We start from the raw sequence: 16177 nt of genomic DNA, 5'->3' as shown, positions 1-16177 counted from the left end.
CTCAGCGGCAGAAGGAATTGCCGTCGATAACGCCTTCAAGATGCAAATGATCGCGGTGCGCGGAATTGTAGTCCGGGCTTAACACCGTATCGAACCGCCGGCAGGCGCTACGCTGTATCAGGCGCAGGAATTCACGTTCCTGTGTGCTGCCAGACCATCCATCTGCCACGCTGATGCGGCGGCCGTCTGCCAGCACGAAACCGCCGATGTCGATGGCATCGGCGCTGGCATGGGCGGATCGGCGCGCCGTGCCCGCCACATTGCGGCAGTTGAAGCTGCCCATCGTCTGGATCGTGGCCAGCGGCGATCCGAACACCTGCTGCGCCGCGCGATCCACGCCATAGCGGGCCCACGCGGCAAAGGCGGCGGAAACGGCGCAGGTCACCGGCCCCACATTGCGCACCTCCAGCGCTCCCCTATCACCCGCCAGCGCGTGCATCTGCACCGTGTTGAGGTTGCTGCAACCTTCCCCGATATAGCGATCGGGCAGGGTATCGAAGCGCACACCGGCCTTGCCAAGATCGGCCAGGCACTGCCTGTCCTGCGGGCGTTGCGAAAGCGGCGGCGGCGTGGTTGCGGTGGAGGTGCCCGGCCCGGATTGGGCGGGCGCATCCGGCCCCGATGGCAGCATGGAACAGGCCGACAATGCCAGCGCGGCAACACAGGGCAGCAGTGCAAATTTCATTACGTCTCCAGGCTCCATGCCATGTCAGCACCAAGCCATATAAGGATGACACATCCCCTGTCACCGCGAATGAATAATCGAGCGCCCACTTTCAGGGAACCCTCAGCCTCTCCAGCCGTCGCATCGGTAACAAAAGAAACCGCAAATTCATTTGACTCAATCGCGCTCATCTCTAGTGCGCCCAGCGGGCCACGCGGTCCCAACGCCGCGCGAGCTCTCTGAAAGGAGAGAATACAATTATGACCAAGCAACCTGACCTCCGTCCGGAGCGTCCCTTCTTCTCATCCGGTCCCACTGCCAAGCCTCCCGGCTGGTCGGTCGACAAGCTCGATCTGAAATCGCTGGGCCGCTCGCACCGCAGCAAATATGCCAAGGGCCGGCTGAAATACGCCATCGACCTGACGCGCGAACTTCTCGGCATTCCTGACGATTACCTCGTTGGCATCATGCCCGGTTCCGATACCGGCGCGCTGGAATGCGCGATGTGGACCATGCTGGGCGCACGCCCGGCCACCGTGGCTGCGTGGGAAAGCTTCGGCAATGTGTGGATCCAGGACGCGGTAAAGCAGCTGAAGCTGAAGGACCTGCAGGTGCTGGACGCCGATTATGGCGAAATCCCCGATCTTTCGCAGATCCCGCAGGAAAACGATGTCGTCTTCACCTGGAACGGCACGACATCCGGCGCGCGCATCCCGAACACCGACTGGCTGGCCGCCGATCGCACCGGCATCACCATCAACGATGCCACCAGCGCCGTCTTCGCGATGGAGATGGAGTGGGCGAAGCTGGATGCCACCACCTACAGCTGGCAAAAGGTGCTGGGCGGCGAAGCGCAGCATGGCATGCTGATCCTGTCGCCCAAGGCGGTGGAGCGGATCGAAAGCTATGATCCCGAATGGCCGCTGCCCAAGCTGTTCCGCCTGAAGAAGGGTGACAAGATCAACAAGGGCATCTTCGAAGGCGCGACGATCAACACGCCTTCGATGCTGGCAACCGAAGATTACATTGCGGCGCTGGAATGGGTGAAATCGCTGGGCGGAAAGCAGGCGATGTTCGACCGCGCCGATGCCAATGCCAAGATCGTGAAAGACTGGATTGATGCCACCCCGTGGCTGCGCAACATGGTCTCTGACCCTGCCAAGCAGACCAACACCGGCGTGTGCATGGTTTTCCAGGGCGATTACATCGAAGGCCTATCTGCCGAAGATGCCGCCGGCGTGCCGAAGAAGATCGCTTCCAAGCTGGAAGAGATGGATATCGGTTACGACTTCAACGGCTATCGCGATGCCCCTCCGGGCCTGCGCATCTGGTGTGGCGGTTCTGTTGAACCCGAAGACATCAGCCGCCTGCTGCCCTGGATCGAATGGGCTTATGAAGAGCTGAAAGCCGGCAACCTTTAAGGCTGGCTGATTACAGTGGCTACGCCCCGGACCTGGATCCGGGGCCGCCATTTCTCCCCGATTATCAAGACCGGTCGACGCCCGAATTGCCTGTGCGCACCGTTCTATCCTGACAGGAATTTTCCATGACGAAGCCCAAAGTCCTCATTTCCGACAAGATGGACCCCAACGCCGCCCGCATTTTTGAAGAGCGCGGCTGCGATGTCGATGTGATTACCGGTGAAACGCCCGAAGAACTGAAGGCGCGCATCGGCGAATACGATGGCCTGGCCATCCGCTCCTCCACCACGGTGACGGCAGAGATCCTGGAGGCGGCCACCAATCTGAAGGTGATCGGCCGCGCCGGTATCGGTGTCGACAATGTCGATATTCCCGCCGCCAGTGCAAAGGGCGTCGTGGTGATGAACACGCCGTTCGGCAATTCCATCACCACCGCCGAACACGCCATTGCCATGATGATGGCGCTGGCCCGCCAGATCCCCGATGCCAACACCCGCACCAAGGCGGGCGAATGGCCCAAGAGCGCCTTCATGGGCGTTGAAGTAACGGGCAAGACGCTGGGCCTGATCGGTGCCGGCAATATCGGCGCAATCGTGGCCAGCCGAGCCCTTGGCCTGCGTATGAAGGTGGTGGCCTACGATCCGTTCCTGACACCGGAACGCGCAATCGAAATGGGTGTGGAGAAGGTGGATCTGGACACGCTGCTGGCGCGGGCGGATTTCATCACGCTGCACACTCCGCTGACGGACGAGACGCGCAATATCCTTTCGCGAGAGCGGCTGGAGCGGGCCAAGCCTGGCGTGCGCATCATCAACTGCGCGCGTGGCGGCCTGATCGACGAGGAAGCGCTGAAGGACATGCTGGAAAGCGGCCAGGTTGCTGGTGCCGCGCTGGACGTGTTCCTGAAGGAACCGGCCAAGGAAAACCCCCTGTTCGATGCGCCCAACTTCATCTGCACCCCGCACCTTGGTGCCTCCACCACCGAAGCGCAGGTGAACGTGGCACTGCAGGTGGCCGAACAGATGGCCGATTACCTCGTCAATGGCGGCGTCACGAATGCGCTCAACATGCCCAGCCTCTCTGCCGAGGAAGCACCCAAGCTGAAGCCTTACATGGCGCTGGCAGAGAACCTGGGTTCGCTGGTGGGCCAACTGGCGCATGGCGAACTGCCCAAGATCAGCATCGAGACAGAAGGCCATGCGGCAGAACTGAACCAGAAGCCTATCGTGGGCGCCGTGCTGGCAGGCCTGATGAAGCGTTATTCGCAGAGCGTGAACATGGTCAACGCGCCCTACATGGCGAAAGAGCGCGGCATCGAGGTGCGCGAGATCCGTAATGAGCGGGAAGGCACGTTCCAGACGCTGGTCCGCGTTACCGTGGCCACAAGCCAAGGCAATCGCTCTGTCGCGGGCACGCTGTTCGGCAATTCCGATCCGCGCCTGGTGGAAATCTTCGGCATTGGTATCGAAGCCGATCTGAAGGGTGAAATGCTGTATATCGTGAACGAGGATGCTCCTGGCTTCATCGGCCGCGTCGGCGCGCTGATGGGGCAGCACGATATCAACATCGGCACCTTCCACCTGGGCCGCCGCGACAGCGGTGGCGAGGCCATCATCCTGCTGAGTGTCGACCAGAAGATCCCGCAGGAAGTGATCGATGCCGCCTGCAATCTGGACGGCGTGAAGGTTGTCAGGGCACTTTCGTTCTGACGATTCGCTCCCTAGGGGACACCGCATGACCGATCCTACGCAGGACTTGCTGCCCGAAGGGCTGGAGGACCGCCTGCCGCAAAGCGCGGCAGCGGCCACCCGTATCGAACGTGCCATGCTGCAAGCGATGGGCGCGCACGGATATGACCGTGTGCGTCCGCCGCTGATCGAATTCGAGCAATCGATGAGCCGCCGCATGGACGGCGTGATGACGCGGCACATGTTCCGCTTCACCGACCCTGCATCCCTGCGCACGCTGGCTTTGCGCAGCGATATGACGGTGCAAGTGGGGCGTATTGCCGCCACCGGCCTGTGCGACGCACCGCGCCCCCTGCGCCTGTGTTATGCCGGGCAGGTCGCGCGCATTCGGGGTGACACGCTGGAACCCCGACGCGAGAATCTGCAAGTCGGTGCCGAGCTCATTGGGCGAGACACGGTGGAGGCTGCTGGCGAGATCGTGGAACTGGCCATCGCCGCGGTGGAAGCTGCGGGCGCGACCGGTATCTCTGTCGATTTCACGCTGCCCGACCTTGTCGATACCCTGGCAGACGGTCCATTCCCGCTGGACGGCGAAGCGCGCAAACGCGTGCGCCGCGAGCTGGATACCAAGGATGCCGGCGGTCTGGTGGAAGCGGGCGGCGCGGATTACCTTGCGTTGATCCATGCCACGGGAGAATTCTCCTCCGCTGCGGAGAAGCTCTCCGCGCTTGATACATCCGGTGTTCTGGAAACCCGTATCGAGGGCCTGCGCCGCATCGCCAAGCGTCTGAACGGCCGCGCCCGGCTGACTCTGGACCCGAGCGAGCGCCACGGTTTCGAATACCAGAGCTGGTTCGGTTTCACTCTCTATGCAGAGAACGTGCGCGGAGAACTGGGGCGGGGCGGCACCTACTGCATCGGCGGTAGTGACGAGCCTGCAACGGGCTTCTCGCTTTATCCGGAAGAACTGGTGGAAGCGATGAAGGCCAGCGAGAAGCTGGGTGCAAAGCTGTTCCTGCCGCTGGGCCATGATTGCCCCGCTGCCGATGCGCTGCGTGCCGAGGGCTGGCGAACCGTTGCCGCGCTGGACGAGAGTGACGACGCTGCCACGCTGGGTTGCACCCACGTGCTGGACGGTGGCGCAGCGAAGGCGCTTTAAACCAAAACGGGCGCGCAATCGGATAGTCCCGATGCGCGCCCGCTTTTGGATCAGCAGATTGTGATCAGCTGAAGTCCGAAGGATCAGGGCCCATGCGCCCGTCGTCGCTATCCATCGCATCGATCGATGCCATCTGATCGTCGCTCAACTTGAAATCCAGTGCCTTGAAATTCGCCTCGATATGATCGCGGCTGCTCGCCTTGGGTATCGGGGCAAGGCCATGCTGCAAATGCCAGGACAGTATTACGGCGGATGCAGGCTTGCCCGTTTCGTCAGCGATCTTCTGGATGGCTTCGTGGTCCAGGCCGTCGCCCTGTCCAAGCGGGGACCAGCACTGCGTGGCGATGCCCATCTCGTCATGCACGCGGCGCATGTCGCGCTGCTGAAACGCGGGGTGCAGTTCAATCTGGTTCAGCGCGGGCACCACGCCTGTTTCATCGACGATGCGCTTCAGGTCTTCCTCGCGAAAGTTGGATACGCCGATTGACTTGGCCTTGCCCGCATCGCGCAGTTCGATGAAGGCGTTCCAAGTGTCCACGAATTTGCCCTTGTCGGGGCAGGGCCAGTGGATCAGCAGCATGTCCACATAATCGCGGCCCAGTCGCTCCAGGCTCTCGTCAAAGGCGCTCAGCGTCTCGTCATAGCCCTGGCTATCGTTCCAGATTTTCGTCTGCAGGAAGATATCGCTCCAGTCGCCAACACCTTTGCCAACGCCTGTTTCATTCTCGTAAACCGCTGCGGTATCGATCAGCCAGTAGCCCACATCGACTGCGGTCTTAACGGCCTTCGTCGCATCATCGTCTGCCAGTTTGAACGTGCCGAATCCCAGTTGCGGCATGCGGCGATCGTCGTTCAGGGTGAGGGTGGGGTAGTCAGTCATGAAATTCTCCTTTGCCTGACCAACGGGCGCGCGGCGCAAACTTTCCATGTTGCCGGCACAGACTTTCGTCACCCGCTCTCGCCATTCCATCTGCGCAATGCGAAAGCTGGTGCATATCGCTTGATTTTCTTGGTTCGAATTGAAACTGTCAAACCGCCTTTGAAAGGCAAAAATGCGGGATATCAGCGATTTGTGGGCAGTACGCGTGATCGTGTCGATGTCAGCCCCATTACCCTGCCAGTTGCCCTTTGTGCCAGCTTTGCCTACGGCGCGGCGGGTTTTCTCGAAAAGGATTTGAGCAATTGGCCAACGTCACCGTGATCGGCGCCCAGTGGGGCGATGAGGGCAAGGGCAAGATCGTCGACTGGCTGGCGGCGCGCGCCGATGTCGTCGTGCGGTTCCAGGGCGGTCACAATGCCGGCCACACGCTGGTGGTGGGGGATCAGACCTACAAGCTCTCCCTGCTGCCCAGCGGCATCGTCACCGGCACGCTCAGCCTGATCGGCAATGGCGTGGTGTTAGACCCGTGGGCCTTGAAGGACGAAATCGCCAAGCTGGAATCCCAAGGCGTGTCCATCAGCCCGGAAAACTTTGGCATTGCCGACAATTGCCCGCTGATCCTGCCGCTGCACCGTGATCTGGATGGCCTGCGCGAAACGGCTGCGGGCAAGGGCAAGATCGGCACCACCGGCCGCGGTATTGGCCCGGCTTATGAAGACAAGGTGGGCCGCCGCGCAATCCGCGTGTGCGACCTTGCACATCTCGACGATATCGGACCGATGCTCGATCGTCTTTGCGCCCATCACGATGCGCTGCGCGCCGGTTTCGGGCAGGGCGTCGTGGATCGCGAAAAGCTGCTGGCGGAACTGCGCGAAATCGCGCCATTCGTGAAGCAATTCGCGCAGCCGGTGTGGAAGCGTCTGGATGCGGTGAAGAAGGCCGGCGCAAAGATCCTGTTCGAAGGCGCGCAGGGCGTTCTGCTGGATGTGGACCACGGCACCTATCCCTTCGTCACCAGCTCCAATACGGTGAGCGGAACAGTCGCCAGCGGCAGCGGCATGGGACCGGGTGCTGCGGGCTTCGTTCTGGGCATCGTGAAGGCCTACACCACCCGTGTTGGCAGCGGGCCTTTCCCGACCGAGCTGGAAGACGAGATCGGCCAGAAGCTGGGAGAGCGCGGCCATGAATTCGGCACCGTCACATCGCGCAAGCGGCGCTGCGGCTGGTTCGATGCCGTGCTGGTGCGGCAGACCTGCGCGCTGTCCGGCGTAACCGGCATCGCGCTCACCAAGATAGACGTGCTGGACGGGTTCGAGACGATCCGCATCTGCACCGGTTACAAGCTGGGCGATCAGGTGCTGGATTACCTGCCCTCCCATGCAGCCGAACAGGCCGCTGTCGAACCCATTTACGAAGAGTTCGAGGGCTGGGAAGGCACCACCGTAGGCGCGCGCAGCTGGGCCGATCTACCTGCGCAGGCGATCAAGTATATCCGCCGTATCGAGGAGCTGATCGATTGCCCGGTGGCAAGTGTTTCCACCAGCCCCGAGCGCGAGGACACGATCCTGGTGAGAGACCCCTTCGCGGATTGATCTTCCACGTAAATTCTTGACATAGTCCCTGTTTGTTCTACCCATGTTCTCATCTGATTCGTGGGATGCAGGATGGTGGGGCAAGTGGATTTTACCTATGAAATGGCCGCCGATTCGGCAGGGATGCCGCTGGCCGTCTCGATCTTTGCAGATTGCCTGGATATGCGGGCTATCATGCACGAGGATGTGCAGTCCGCCGGTTTGACCGTGCGCGAAGTGGGCAGCCTGGATGAACTGCTGGCCGGCGATGTGCGCGCCTTGGGCGAACTGACCCTGGTGGATTGTCCGCGGCCCGATGTCGCCTCCATGGCGGCGCTGGCGCGGCTGGACAGCCGGGTTGCCAATGCCGGTGCGAAACTGATCGTCTCAACCTCGGTATCGGGGCTGGACGATGTGTTCTGCGCCTGCGCGGAAAGCGGGGCGCAGATCCTGGTCGATCCCAATCGGGGGGAGCGGGTGATTGCTCTGGGCCGGATGCTGGCAGAAGTGCCCAACCTGCGCCTGCGTGAACTTTCCGAAACGGATCGCCTGGCTCTGCTTCGACTGACAGAGCAGGTGGGCAAGATTGCCGAACGGCTGGATCGGATGGATACCGGAAGCTGGGCGCAGGATGCCGAGCGGGATGAAGATGACAGCGCCTTTCGTTTCAAGAGCCCGGTGGATAGCTATTGCGCGCCCGGGATGGAGCGGCAGCCGCAAGTGATCGAGGCACCGCAGCGCAAGGCCAAGGCACCGCTGCCCAGCGCCAGCCTGGTGCGCAAGATCATCGCCGCGCGCCAGCTGCGCACGCGGTTCTTCGATGGCGAGTTCTTCGCAGATCCCGCGTGGGACATGCTGCTGGATCTGACGGCTGCGCGCGTTGAGCATGCGCGTGTATCGGTGACTTCGCTCTGCATCGCCTCCGGCGTGCCGCCCACCACTGCCCTGCGCTGGATTGGCCAGATGACGGAGGCTGGGCTGTTCGATCGGATCGAGGACGAGACCGATCGCCGCCGCGCATTCGTGTGCCTTTCCGACAAGGCGGCAGAGGGTATGGCGCGCTATTTCAGGGAACTGGATCGAGAGGCAAAGGTGCTGGTGTGACTTCTCGGCAGCTTAGCGCTTGCTGAAAGCTTCTTGCACCGCTGCCGGATCGGTTACGCCATTGGCGATCAGGACCTGGCACAGAATGCGGGCCTTGGCCGGGCCAAGCGCACGCGCCGCCACGAAGCCATTGGCATCATCCTCCGGTTCGCGATCCACCAGCCCTTCATCCACCCGCGTGGCGCGCACCACCACAAGGCCTTCTGTCGCCGCATCCGCCAGCGCATCACGCACCGCATCAGGCGCATTGCCATCGCCAAGGCCTGCTAGAACGATGCCCTTCGCGCCGGCTTCTACCAGTCGCGTCACGCTATCGGCGGTTTGTCCGGCATAGGCGTGCAATATCGGAACGCGCGGAAATTCTGCCGGGAATTGCCAGCGCGCGGCCTCGCCAAGGCGCCATTGCGGTTGCAACCAATCCAGAGAGGCAGGGTTGGCCAGCGCCACGGCCCCGCGCGGAAATCCCTCGAACGCGCCGGAGCCAGTCGTCTTTGTCTTGCGCGCATCGCGGGCGGCCAGCACCTGGTCCCCCATCACCAGCAATACACCGCGTCCCGGCGCCTCTGCATCGGCCGCCACCCGCACGGCATTGGCAAAATTGCGCAGGCCATCGCTGCCCACCGCATCCGCCGGTCGCATCGCGCCCACCAAGACAACGGGTTTCGTGCTGGGCAGGGTGAGATCCAGCAGGAAGGCGGTCTCCTCCGCCGTATCCGTGCCGTGCGTGATCATGATGGCATCGCAGGCGGGATCGTTCATCGCCGCCGAAATATGGCTGTGCAGGTCACGCCAGATGGCGGGGCCGATATTGGCCGAATCGATATTGGCGATTTGCCGCCCCTCCATGCGAGCAGGCAAGCCAAGGGCTGCGAACTCTTCAAGAAAATCGGCGATATCGATCTGCCCGGGGCGATAGTCGCGCCGCGTGGCAGAGCCTGCCTGTCCGGCAATTGTGCCGCCGGTAGCAAGGACGAGGATGGAGGCGTTGCGCATGCGCGCAGCATTAGCTGCGGTGCTTGCAGGATGCCAGCGGCGTGTAAGTAGGAAAGAAGCGCTGGTGGGCGATGACGGGCTCGAACCGCCGACCCTCTCGGTGTAAACGAGATGCTCTACCAACTGAGCTAATCGCCCCAGTGCTTCAACAAACCACAACAGCGTGTCGTTCGTAGCGCGCGCCCCTTAGCGCAAGGTTACAGGAAATGGAAAGGGGAAAGATGCGCAAAGGCGATAAAGGCAGCACAGGTTGCGCCCATCACGCCGCCGATCATGTTTCGCTGGCGGCCAGCGCGTCCAGCACCATGGCCCGCGCTTCTTCTGTGTCCCAGTCGTAGGCGCCGATCACGCGCCACAACTCGTTACCATCGGCATCGTAAAGCACGGTAAGGGGCAGCACAGGTCCGCCGCCGAAGGTGAAGGCCAGTTCGTTATCGGGGTCCAGCCATTGCGGCAGATTGGGCAGATCGCGTTCGACAAAGAAGGGTTCCACCACTTCGGCCCCGCGCATGTCCTCGCTCACTGTCAACACGCGCACCTTGCCTTTCAGTTCGGCGGCAAGATTGTCCAGCAGCGGCATTTCCACCACGCAAGGTGCACACCAGGTGGCCCACAGGTTGAGGAGAACCGGCTCTCCCACTTCTGACAGCAGCAATTTCTCGCCCGCCGGATTCACCACGGTAACCTCTGGAATGCTGGTTCCGGCATACTCCTCGTCCAGCGTGCCGGTCAGTTCGATAGTTCCGCTTTCCACCGGAGGGGCCACGTTTTCTTGCGCAGTATCCTCCTCGCCGTTATCGCACGCGGCAAGAGTAGAGGCCGCAAGACCGGCGAAAACAGATAGGAACAGGCGCGACTTGGCCAAGGATACATCCTCCAATGCAATGTGGGGCGGGCGTTTTGCCGAAGGCCCCTCTGCCATAATGCGCGAGATCAACGCGTCGATCCCGTTTGATAAGGCTTTGTGGCGACAGGATATAGCCGCAAGCAAGGCGCATGTCGCCATGCTGGCCGCCTGCGACATCGTGACAGACAGCGATGCGGAAACGATTATCGGCGGTCTGGAGCAGGTTGCGGGCGAATATGAGCGTGACGGGGTGCCCGAGGACTGGGACCTTGAAGACATTCACATGACCACCGAAGCGCGGCTGGCCGAGCTGATTGGTCCGGTCGCAGGCCGCCTGCACACCGCGCGCAGCCGTAATGACCAGGTCGCAACCGATTTTCGCCTCTGGACGCGCGAAGCGATGGACGAGGCGATCGCCGGGCTGGAGGCGCTGCAACGCGCATTGGTGACGCGCGCCGGCGAACATGCCGATTCGATCATGCCCGGTTTTACCCACCTGCAAACCGCGCAGCCGGTGACGCTGGGCCATCATCTGATGGCCTATTACGAAATGGCCGCGCGCGATGTCAGCCGGTTCAAGGATGCGCGGGAGCGTTTGAACCAGTGCCCGCTGGGCAGCGCCGCATTGGCTGGCACGGGCTTCCCGATTGATCGCAAGATGACGGCGCAGGCTTTGGGCTTTGCGCAGCCGACGGATAACAGCCTCGATTCCGTCTCCGACCGCGATTTCGCGCTGGATTACCTGACGGCGGCCAGCCAGTGCGCGCTGCACCTGTCGAGACTGGCGGAAGAGTTCGTGATCTGGGCCAGCCAGCCCTTCGGCTTCGTGCGGATGCCCGATACGCTGTCCACCGGCTCCTCAATCATGCCGCAGAAGAAGAACCCCGATGCGGCAGAACTGGTGCGCGGCCATGCCGGGCGCATCATCGGTTGCCAGACGGCGCTGATGGTGACGATGAAGGGCCTCCCGCTCGCCTATTCCAAGGATATGCAGGACGACAAGCCGCCCGTGTTTGAAGCGGCCAGCCTGCTGCGCCTGTGCCTTGCCGCGATAGCCGGCATGATCGACGGTGCCGATTTCAAGACGGCGCGCATGCTGCAGGCGGCAGAGCTTGGCTACGCCACCGCCACCGATCTTGCCGACTGGCTGGTGCGGGAGGCGGATATTCCCTTCCGTGAGGCGCATCACATCACCGGCGCTGCGGTAAAGCTGGCGGAGAAGAAGGGCGTGGCGCTGGACGAGCTTTCGATGGACGAGCTGACGGCTATCGACAATCGCATCGATGATCGCGTGTACGAGGCGCTTTCGGTGGAGGCATCGGTGGCTGCGCGCAATTCGCACGGGGGCACCGCGCCCGATCAGGTGCGAAAACGCGTGGCGCAGGCTCGCGCTGCGTTGGGGATGGAGGCATGAGGCGCCTCCTGATCGCCCTTCCGCTGCTGCTTGGTGCCTGCGCCCAGACCGCCGAACTCGAGCCTGCGGCAGGCGAAACCCTGCCGCCCGCGCCCTATGGGGCGACGGAGCCGCTCGATGCAGAAGAATTGCTGACTCTCGATCCGCAGGCCGCGCCCGAACGCAGCGTGGAATTGCGACGCGAGAGCGAAGAGCGCGAGGACGATCCCTTCGATCTCCCCCCCGAAATTTGATTGGACCGATTAAGTGGATTTTTTCCAGCTGAAGAACGGCGAATTGCACGCTGAAGACGTGCCCCTTTCGCGCATTGCGGAAGAGGTGGGCACACCCGTTTACGTTTATTCGCGCGCCACGTTTGAACGCCACGCCCGCGTGTTCCGCGATGCGCTGAGCGGCCTGGAGCAAAAGCCGCACATCGCCTTTGCAGTGAAAGCGAACCCCAATATCGCCGTGCTCAGCCTGCTAAGCCGGGAAGGCTACGGCGCTGACGTGGTGTCAGGCGGCGAATTGTCGCGCGCGCTGATGGCGGGCATGCCTGCAAAGGACATCGTGTTTTCCGGCGTGGGCAAGACACAGGCCGAGCTGGCGCAGGGGCTGGACGAAGGCATCGGCCAGTTCAATATCGAATCGAGCGAGGAAGGGCGTGAGCTGGCAGAATTGGCCCACAGGCGCGGCCAGCAGGCGCAGGCCACCTTGCGCATCAATCCCGATGTCGATGCCAAGACGCATGAGAAAATCTCCACCGGCAAGGCGGAGAACAAGTTCGGCATTCCGCTGATCCGCGCGCGCGAAGTGTTTGGCGAACTGGCCGCACTGGATGGGCTGAACCTGCGCGGCGTGGCCGTGCATATCGGCAGCCAGCTGCTGGATCTGGAGCCGCTGGAAACCGCCTTTGCCAAGGTGGGCGCGCTGGTGCGTGATCTGCGCAGCGACGGCCACACCATCACCCATGTCGATCTGGGGGGCGGGCTTGGCGTGCCTTACAAGGCTGGCGAAGTGCCGCCGTCCCCGGCTGAATATGGCGCGATGGTGGCCCGGGCAACGAAGGGGTGGGATGTTCACCTCACTTTCGAACCTGGCCGCGTGATCGCGGGCAATGCCGGCGTTTTGCTGACCCGCGTCGTGCGTGTGAAGCGCGGCGGAAATGGCCCCCCGTTCACAATCGTGGATGCGGCGATGAACGATCTGGCGCGCCCTGCCATGTATGGCGCGTGGCATGATTTTGACGCTGTGGTTCCCTCCGGCGAACGCATGACATCGAACATCGTTGGCCCCATTTGCGAAACCGGCGATACCTTCGCGCGCGATCGGGAATGCGACGCCGTGCAATCGGGGGACCTTGCTGTGTTCCGCACCGCAGGCGCCTATGGCGCGACCATGGCCAGCAGCTACAACTCGCGCGGTTTCGTGCCTGAAGTGATGGTGGACGGCGATCAGTTCGCCGTCGTGGCGGACCGGATTCCGGCCCATGCCATCATGGATGCAGAACGAGTGCCGGACTTTTTGAAAGACTGATGCGCTCGCTCCCGCTCTTCCATCGCGTGGCCGGGCAGCCGGTGATCGTGCTGGGGGAGGGCGAAATGGCCGAACCCAAGCGCCGCCTGGTGGAGCGCGCGGGCGGCCGCGTGGTTACCGACATGCAGCAGGGCGTGGATGAAGGCGCGCGGCTGGCCTTCGTGGCGCATGACGATGCCAAGATGTGCGAAGGCGATGCCATTCGCCTGCGCTGCGCCGGACTGCTGGTGAATGTGGTGGATCGGCCGGACCTGTGCGATTTCACCACGCCCAGCCTGCTGGAACGTGATCCGGTGCTAATCGCCGTTGGCACCAGCGGCGCATCGGCAGGCCTCGCCAAGCAATTGCGGCTGCGGCTGGAAAAGCTGCTGCCTGCCGATCTGGGCGACCTTGCCGAAAAGCTTTCCGCCATGCGTGCCGAGATCAAGGCGCGTTTTCCGAAAATGGCGGAACGTCGCCGCGCGCTGGACGCCGCATTGGGGGAGGGCGGTCCGCTCGATCCGCTTGCCGCGGGCGGGGCTGACCGGCTGGAGGAATGGCTGAACGGCGCGCAGGGGCAGGAGGCAAACGCCTGCCACACCTTCACGCTGGATAGCGACGATCCCGAAGACCTGACCATTCGCCAGTCTCGCCTGCTGGGCAGTGCGGATGCCGTGATTGCCGATCCGGCCATTCCCGCAGCCATTCTGGATCGCGCACGGGCCGATGCGCAGCGCCTCGTTTCGCCCCATGCGGGACCGATGCCAGCGGGCCTCGTGGTGGTGCTGATACGCGCGAATACCTAAATAGATCGCTTGATTACAGTCATTTAACTTAAGTGATGGCCGCCAGGTCGGCACATCTTCCTGCAGGAACGGCGCAGTGCCGTTCCGATGCATGGAGATTACTTCAATGAAACTTCCCAAGATCGACCTGACCAGCCTGCCCGACATGGAATTGCTGACCGGCCTTTTCGGAACGACGCAGCGCCCCGGCCATGACGATTCGATCATCGTGATCGCCACCGTCGTTTACGACAGCTGCCCTCCCGGTTGCGGCGGCATCGTATAAGGCGAGGGCACGATGCTGGTACACCCCGACATCGCGGCGTTGCGGAGCGACAGGGCTCCGCAACGCCAGGCCCAAGCGGGCATGCAGGCCGCCCGCGATGGCTGGTCTGCCGAACCCGGCGCGGCGCAAATGCAGGAGGAATTGAAGGCTTACGGCAAGGGCGCGCCCCTGGCGGCATGCCCCGTGCTGGAAGCTGTTTTCACGCAGGTCGGTGAGGCTGAAAGGCTTATGGCCTCGCTATCCGCCCACTATTGCCGCGCCCTTGCGCAAAACCCGATCGGCCATCCGCAGTTTCGCAATGGCTTTAACGGCACATCCACGTCTCTGCTGCTGGCGCAAACCGGACGCGCGCAGCTTTTGCTGCAGGCGCGCGAACCGGGCGACAGCGAGGCGGCGAGCTATAATTTCTGCGATGCGACGCGATTCGATGCCCTGCTGGCCGGATCGGCGCAGGCGCGCATGGTGCGCAAACGGCAGGTGGCGGAAGACATTGCTGTGTTCGACGAAGAGAGGCTGAGCCTGCATCCCGGCAACCGCCTCGCATTCGATCTCAATCACGAGGCGCTGGCGATTGACCGGGTGGAAAAGCGCGCCGTGTTCCTGCGCCTGCTGCGCACAGCCGATGATCCGGCGCCCGCGCGTGAATATGACGCGGCCAGCGGACGATTGCTGCACCAAAGCTCTGGCAAGATCTCCACCAGCCGCCGGGAGGCCATCGTCGCCCTGCTGGGCCGCATGGGCCGCGAAGATGCCGCGCCCGCTATTGCGCAAATTGCCATGGATGAAGGCGATGTTTCCCTGCGCTGGCAGGCAATGCGGGAGGCGCTGGCACTTGATACGTGCACCGGTTTTCGCGCGCTGATCACCGTGGCGCGCCGTCCGCAGGATCCGCTTGCCGCACAGGCGGGCGCGCTGCGTGCGCAATTGCTGGAAACCTATCCGCAGCTTCAACAACTGGAGGCCGAAGAATGCCCCGCATAATCGAGATTGAAGATACCGCGCCGTGCGAACTGGAAGAATGTGTCGAGGCGCTGGAGAGCGAAGGCTTCCGCGCTTATGAGGAGGAAAGCCTGCTGCACGCGGCAGGATGGCTGCGCAAATTGGGTAATAACCGCAGTTTCCTGGGCGACATGATGCTGGAGGAGTTGAAGCAGGGCGTGGACGTGGGCCACGATGCCAGCAGTTATGGCCCGCAGGTGGTGATGCTGTCCGGTCTCGGACGTGAGTATTACATGCGCGCCAATTTCTGGCCCAGCGCAGACGAGCACATGTTCCGGGCCAGCGGTGCCTCTGCTTTCTCCTATGAAATGCCGCATGATCACAATTTCGATTTTCTCACCGTCGGCTATTTCGGCCCCGGCTACTCCAGCGATTATTATGAGTACGACTATGAGGCCGTGGCGGGCGCCATCGGAGAGAAGGCGGGCCTGCGGTTTGTGGAGCGCTCCACGCTCGATCCGGGCAAGTTGATGCATTACCGCGCGCACCGCGATGTGCATTCGCAATTGCCGCCCGAAAGCCTGTCTGTCTCCATCAACATCATGCATGCCGGCGGCGCGCAGGGATGGCTGGATCAATACCGCTTCGATGTGGAGAAGGACGAGATTGCGGGCGTCATCAGTCCCGGCGGTAGCGAGGTTTTCCTGCGCGTTGCAGTGGGACTTGGCGGCGAGGAGGCGCAGGATCTTGCCCATAATTTCGCGCGCACCCACCCAAGTGACAGGATGCGTCTGGTTGCGCTGGAATCGCAGGCAGGCGTGCTGGATCTTGCGGAGCGGGACGATTTATGGCGGCGTGCGGAAAATTCGGGCAGCCGCCTGATCGCGATGGAAGCTGCGAGGCGGCGGCGCGATCTGGCGCTGGCCTAAACC

General features: G+C 62.6%; 16 protein-coding genes and 1 tRNA gene. 12 read left to right on the top strand and 5 right to left on the bottom strand.

Translation table 11 applies throughout. The features are described 5' to 3' along the window. Position 1 precedes the first annotated feature (1 nt). Positions 2-685: an extensin-like domain-containing protein gene (locus GRF63_RS11650; protein ID WP_237392422.1), complete on the bottom strand. Its 684-nt coding sequence runs from the start codon at positions 683-685 to the stop codon at positions 2-4. Positions 686-924: 239 nt separating this feature from the next. Here GRF63_RS11650 and GRF63_RS11645 point away from each other — a divergent pair, with 239 nt between their 5' ends. From GRF63_RS11645 to GRF63_RS11635, 3 genes are all read left to right on the top strand, one after another. Then, positions 925-2085, top strand: coding sequence for a phosphoserine transaminase (locus tag GRF63_RS11645; RefSeq protein ID WP_202131684.1), 1161 nt, complete (start codon positions 925-927; stop codon positions 2083-2085). A 125-nt stretch (positions 2086-2210) separates the two neighbouring features. Continuing rightward, the gene (serA, locus tag GRF63_RS11640) at positions 2211-3794 is read left to right on the top strand and encodes a phosphoglycerate dehydrogenase (protein ID WP_160486150.1); all 1584 of its coding nucleotides are present in this window, start codon (positions 2211-2213) and stop codon (positions 3792-3794) included. Positions 3795-3819: 25 nt separating this feature from the next. Beyond that, positions 3820-4932: an ATP phosphoribosyltransferase regulatory subunit gene (locus GRF63_RS11635; protein WP_160486149.1), complete on the top strand. Its 1113-nt coding sequence runs from the start codon at positions 3820-3822 to the stop codon at positions 4930-4932. Positions 4933-4996: 64 nt separating this feature from the next. Here GRF63_RS11635 and GRF63_RS11630 read toward each other — a convergent pair whose 3' ends face one another. Continuing rightward, positions 4997-5812, bottom strand: a complete 816-nt coding sequence (locus GRF63_RS11630; RefSeq protein ID WP_160486148.1) for an aldo/keto reductase — start codon at positions 5810-5812, stop codon at positions 4997-4999. 302 nt (positions 5813-6114) lie between these two features. Here GRF63_RS11630 and GRF63_RS11625 point away from each other — a divergent pair, with 302 nt between their 5' ends. Beyond that, entirely contained in the window at positions 6115-7404 is a 1290-nt protein-coding gene (locus GRF63_RS11625) for an adenylosuccinate synthase (RefSeq protein ID WP_160486147.1), read from the top strand. Between the two features lie 84 nt (positions 7405-7488). Next, positions 7489-8487, top strand: a complete 999-nt coding sequence (locus tag GRF63_RS11620; protein WP_337189657.1) for a MarR family transcriptional regulator — start codon at positions 7489-7491, stop codon at positions 8485-8487. A gap of 12 nt (positions 8488-8499) precedes the next feature. Here GRF63_RS11620 and GRF63_RS11615 read toward each other — a convergent pair whose 3' ends face one another. The 3 genes from GRF63_RS11615 to GRF63_RS11605 form a co-directional block, all read right to left on the bottom strand. Continuing rightward, the gene (locus GRF63_RS11615) at positions 8500-9480 is read right to left on the bottom strand and encodes an asparaginase (protein ID WP_160486145.1); all 981 of its coding nucleotides are present in this window, start codon (positions 9478-9480) and stop codon (positions 8500-8502) included. 62 nt (positions 9481-9542) lie between these two features. Next, positions 9543-9618, bottom strand: a tRNA-Val gene (locus GRF63_RS11610). A gap of 133 nt (positions 9619-9751) precedes the next feature. Further along, positions 9752-10345, bottom strand: coding sequence for a TlpA family protein disulfide reductase (locus tag GRF63_RS11605; protein WP_237392421.1), 594 nt, complete (start codon positions 10343-10345; stop codon positions 9752-9754). Between the two features lie 19 nt (positions 10346-10364). Between GRF63_RS11605 and argH the strand changes: the two genes are divergently transcribed. From argH to GRF63_RS11570, 7 genes are all read left to right on the top strand, one after another. Beyond that, on the top strand, positions 10365-11741 hold the full coding sequence (gene argH, locus GRF63_RS11600) for an argininosuccinate lyase (protein ID WP_160486143.1): 1377 nt from the start codon (positions 10365-10367) through the stop codon (positions 11739-11741). Next, complete coding sequence (locus GRF63_RS11595) at positions 11738-11974, top strand: hypothetical protein (RefSeq protein ID WP_160486142.1); 237 nt, start codon at positions 11738-11740, stop codon at positions 11972-11974. The genes argH and GRF63_RS11595 overlap by 4 nt, the downstream gene beginning before the upstream one ends. A 13-nt stretch (positions 11975-11987) precedes the next feature. After that, complete coding sequence (lysA, locus tag GRF63_RS11590) at positions 11988-13256, top strand: diaminopimelate decarboxylase (RefSeq protein WP_160486141.1); 1269 nt, start codon at positions 11988-11990, stop codon at positions 13254-13256. Further along, the gene (locus GRF63_RS11585) at positions 13256-14041 is read left to right on the top strand and encodes a precorrin-2 dehydrogenase/sirohydrochlorin ferrochelatase family protein (RefSeq protein WP_160486140.1); all 786 of its coding nucleotides are present in this window, start codon (positions 13256-13258) and stop codon (positions 14039-14041) included. Before lysA ends, GRF63_RS11585 begins: the two co-directional genes overlap by 1 nt. Before the next feature lie 106 nt (positions 14042-14147). After that, positions 14148-14306 (top strand): hypothetical protein, encoded by a 159-nt coding sequence (locus tag GRF63_RS11580; RefSeq protein WP_160486139.1) that lies wholly within the window; start codon positions 14148-14150, stop codon positions 14304-14306. 12 nt (positions 14307-14318) lie between these two features. Then, positions 14319-15287 carry a hypothetical protein gene (locus GRF63_RS11575; RefSeq protein ID WP_160486138.1) on the top strand — a complete coding sequence of 323 codons (969 nt, stop codon included), beginning with the start codon at positions 14319-14321 and terminating at the stop codon, positions 15285-15287. Then, a complete protein-coding gene (locus GRF63_RS11570; protein ID WP_160486137.1) occupies positions 15275-16174 on the top strand; it encodes a transposase in 900 nt (299 codons plus the stop codon). Before GRF63_RS11575 ends, GRF63_RS11570 begins: the two co-directional genes overlap by 13 nt. Positions 16175-16177 lie beyond the last annotated feature (3 nt).

Origin of the sequence: Aurantiacibacter rhizosphaerae (assembly GCF_009807005.1) — a bacterium.
GTDB lineage: Bacteria > Pseudomonadota > Alphaproteobacteria > Sphingomonadales > Sphingomonadaceae > Alteraurantiacibacter > Alteraurantiacibacter rhizosphaerae.
The sequence above is the reverse complement of the archived record's forward strand: the minus strand, read 5'-3'. Positions and strand labels throughout refer to the sequence as shown.

What these genes read in the sequence shown, in the direction of transcription:
- GRF63_RS11585 (WP_160486140.1), top strand. Translation starts at nt 13,256, where the DNA reads ATGCGCTCGCTCCCGCTCTTCCATCGCGTGGCCGGGCAGCCGGTGATC.
- GRF63_RS11630 (WP_160486148.1), bottom strand. Translation starts at nt 5,812, where the DNA reads ATGACTGACTACCCCACCCTCACCCTGAACGACGATCGCCGCATGCCG.
- serA (WP_160486150.1), top strand. Translation starts at nt 2,211, where the DNA reads ATGACGAAGCCCAAAGTCCTCATTTCCGACAAGATGGACCCCAACGCC.
- GRF63_RS11570 (WP_160486137.1), top strand. Translation starts at nt 15,275, where the DNA reads ATGCCCCGCATAATCGAGATTGAAGATACCGCGCCGTGCGAACTGGAA.
- GRF63_RS11595 (WP_160486142.1), top strand. Translation starts at nt 11,738, where the DNA reads ATGAGGCGCCTCCTGATCGCCCTTCCGCTGCTGCTTGGTGCCTGCGCC.
- GRF63_RS11650 (WP_237392422.1), bottom strand. Translation starts at nt 685, where the DNA reads ATGAAATTTGCACTGCTGCCCTGTGTTGCCGCGCTGGCATTGTCGGCC.
- argH (WP_160486143.1), top strand. Translation starts at nt 10,365, where the DNA reads ATGTGGGGCGGGCGTTTTGCCGAAGGCCCCTCTGCCATAATGCGCGAG.
- GRF63_RS11615 (WP_160486145.1), bottom strand. Translation starts at nt 9,480, where the DNA reads ATGCGCAACGCCTCCATCCTCGTCCTTGCTACCGGCGGCACAATTGCC.
- GRF63_RS11575 (WP_160486138.1), top strand. Translation starts at nt 14,319, where the DNA reads ATGCTGGTACACCCCGACATCGCGGCGTTGCGGAGCGACAGGGCTCCG.
- GRF63_RS11645 (WP_202131684.1), top strand. Translation starts at nt 925, where the DNA reads ATGACCAAGCAACCTGACCTCCGTCCGGAGCGTCCCTTCTTCTCATCC.
- GRF63_RS11635 (WP_160486149.1), top strand. Translation starts at nt 3,820, where the DNA reads ATGACCGATCCTACGCAGGACTTGCTGCCCGAAGGGCTGGAGGACCGC.
- GRF63_RS11580 (WP_160486139.1), top strand. Translation starts at nt 14,148, where the DNA reads ATGAAACTTCCCAAGATCGACCTGACCAGCCTGCCCGACATGGAATTG.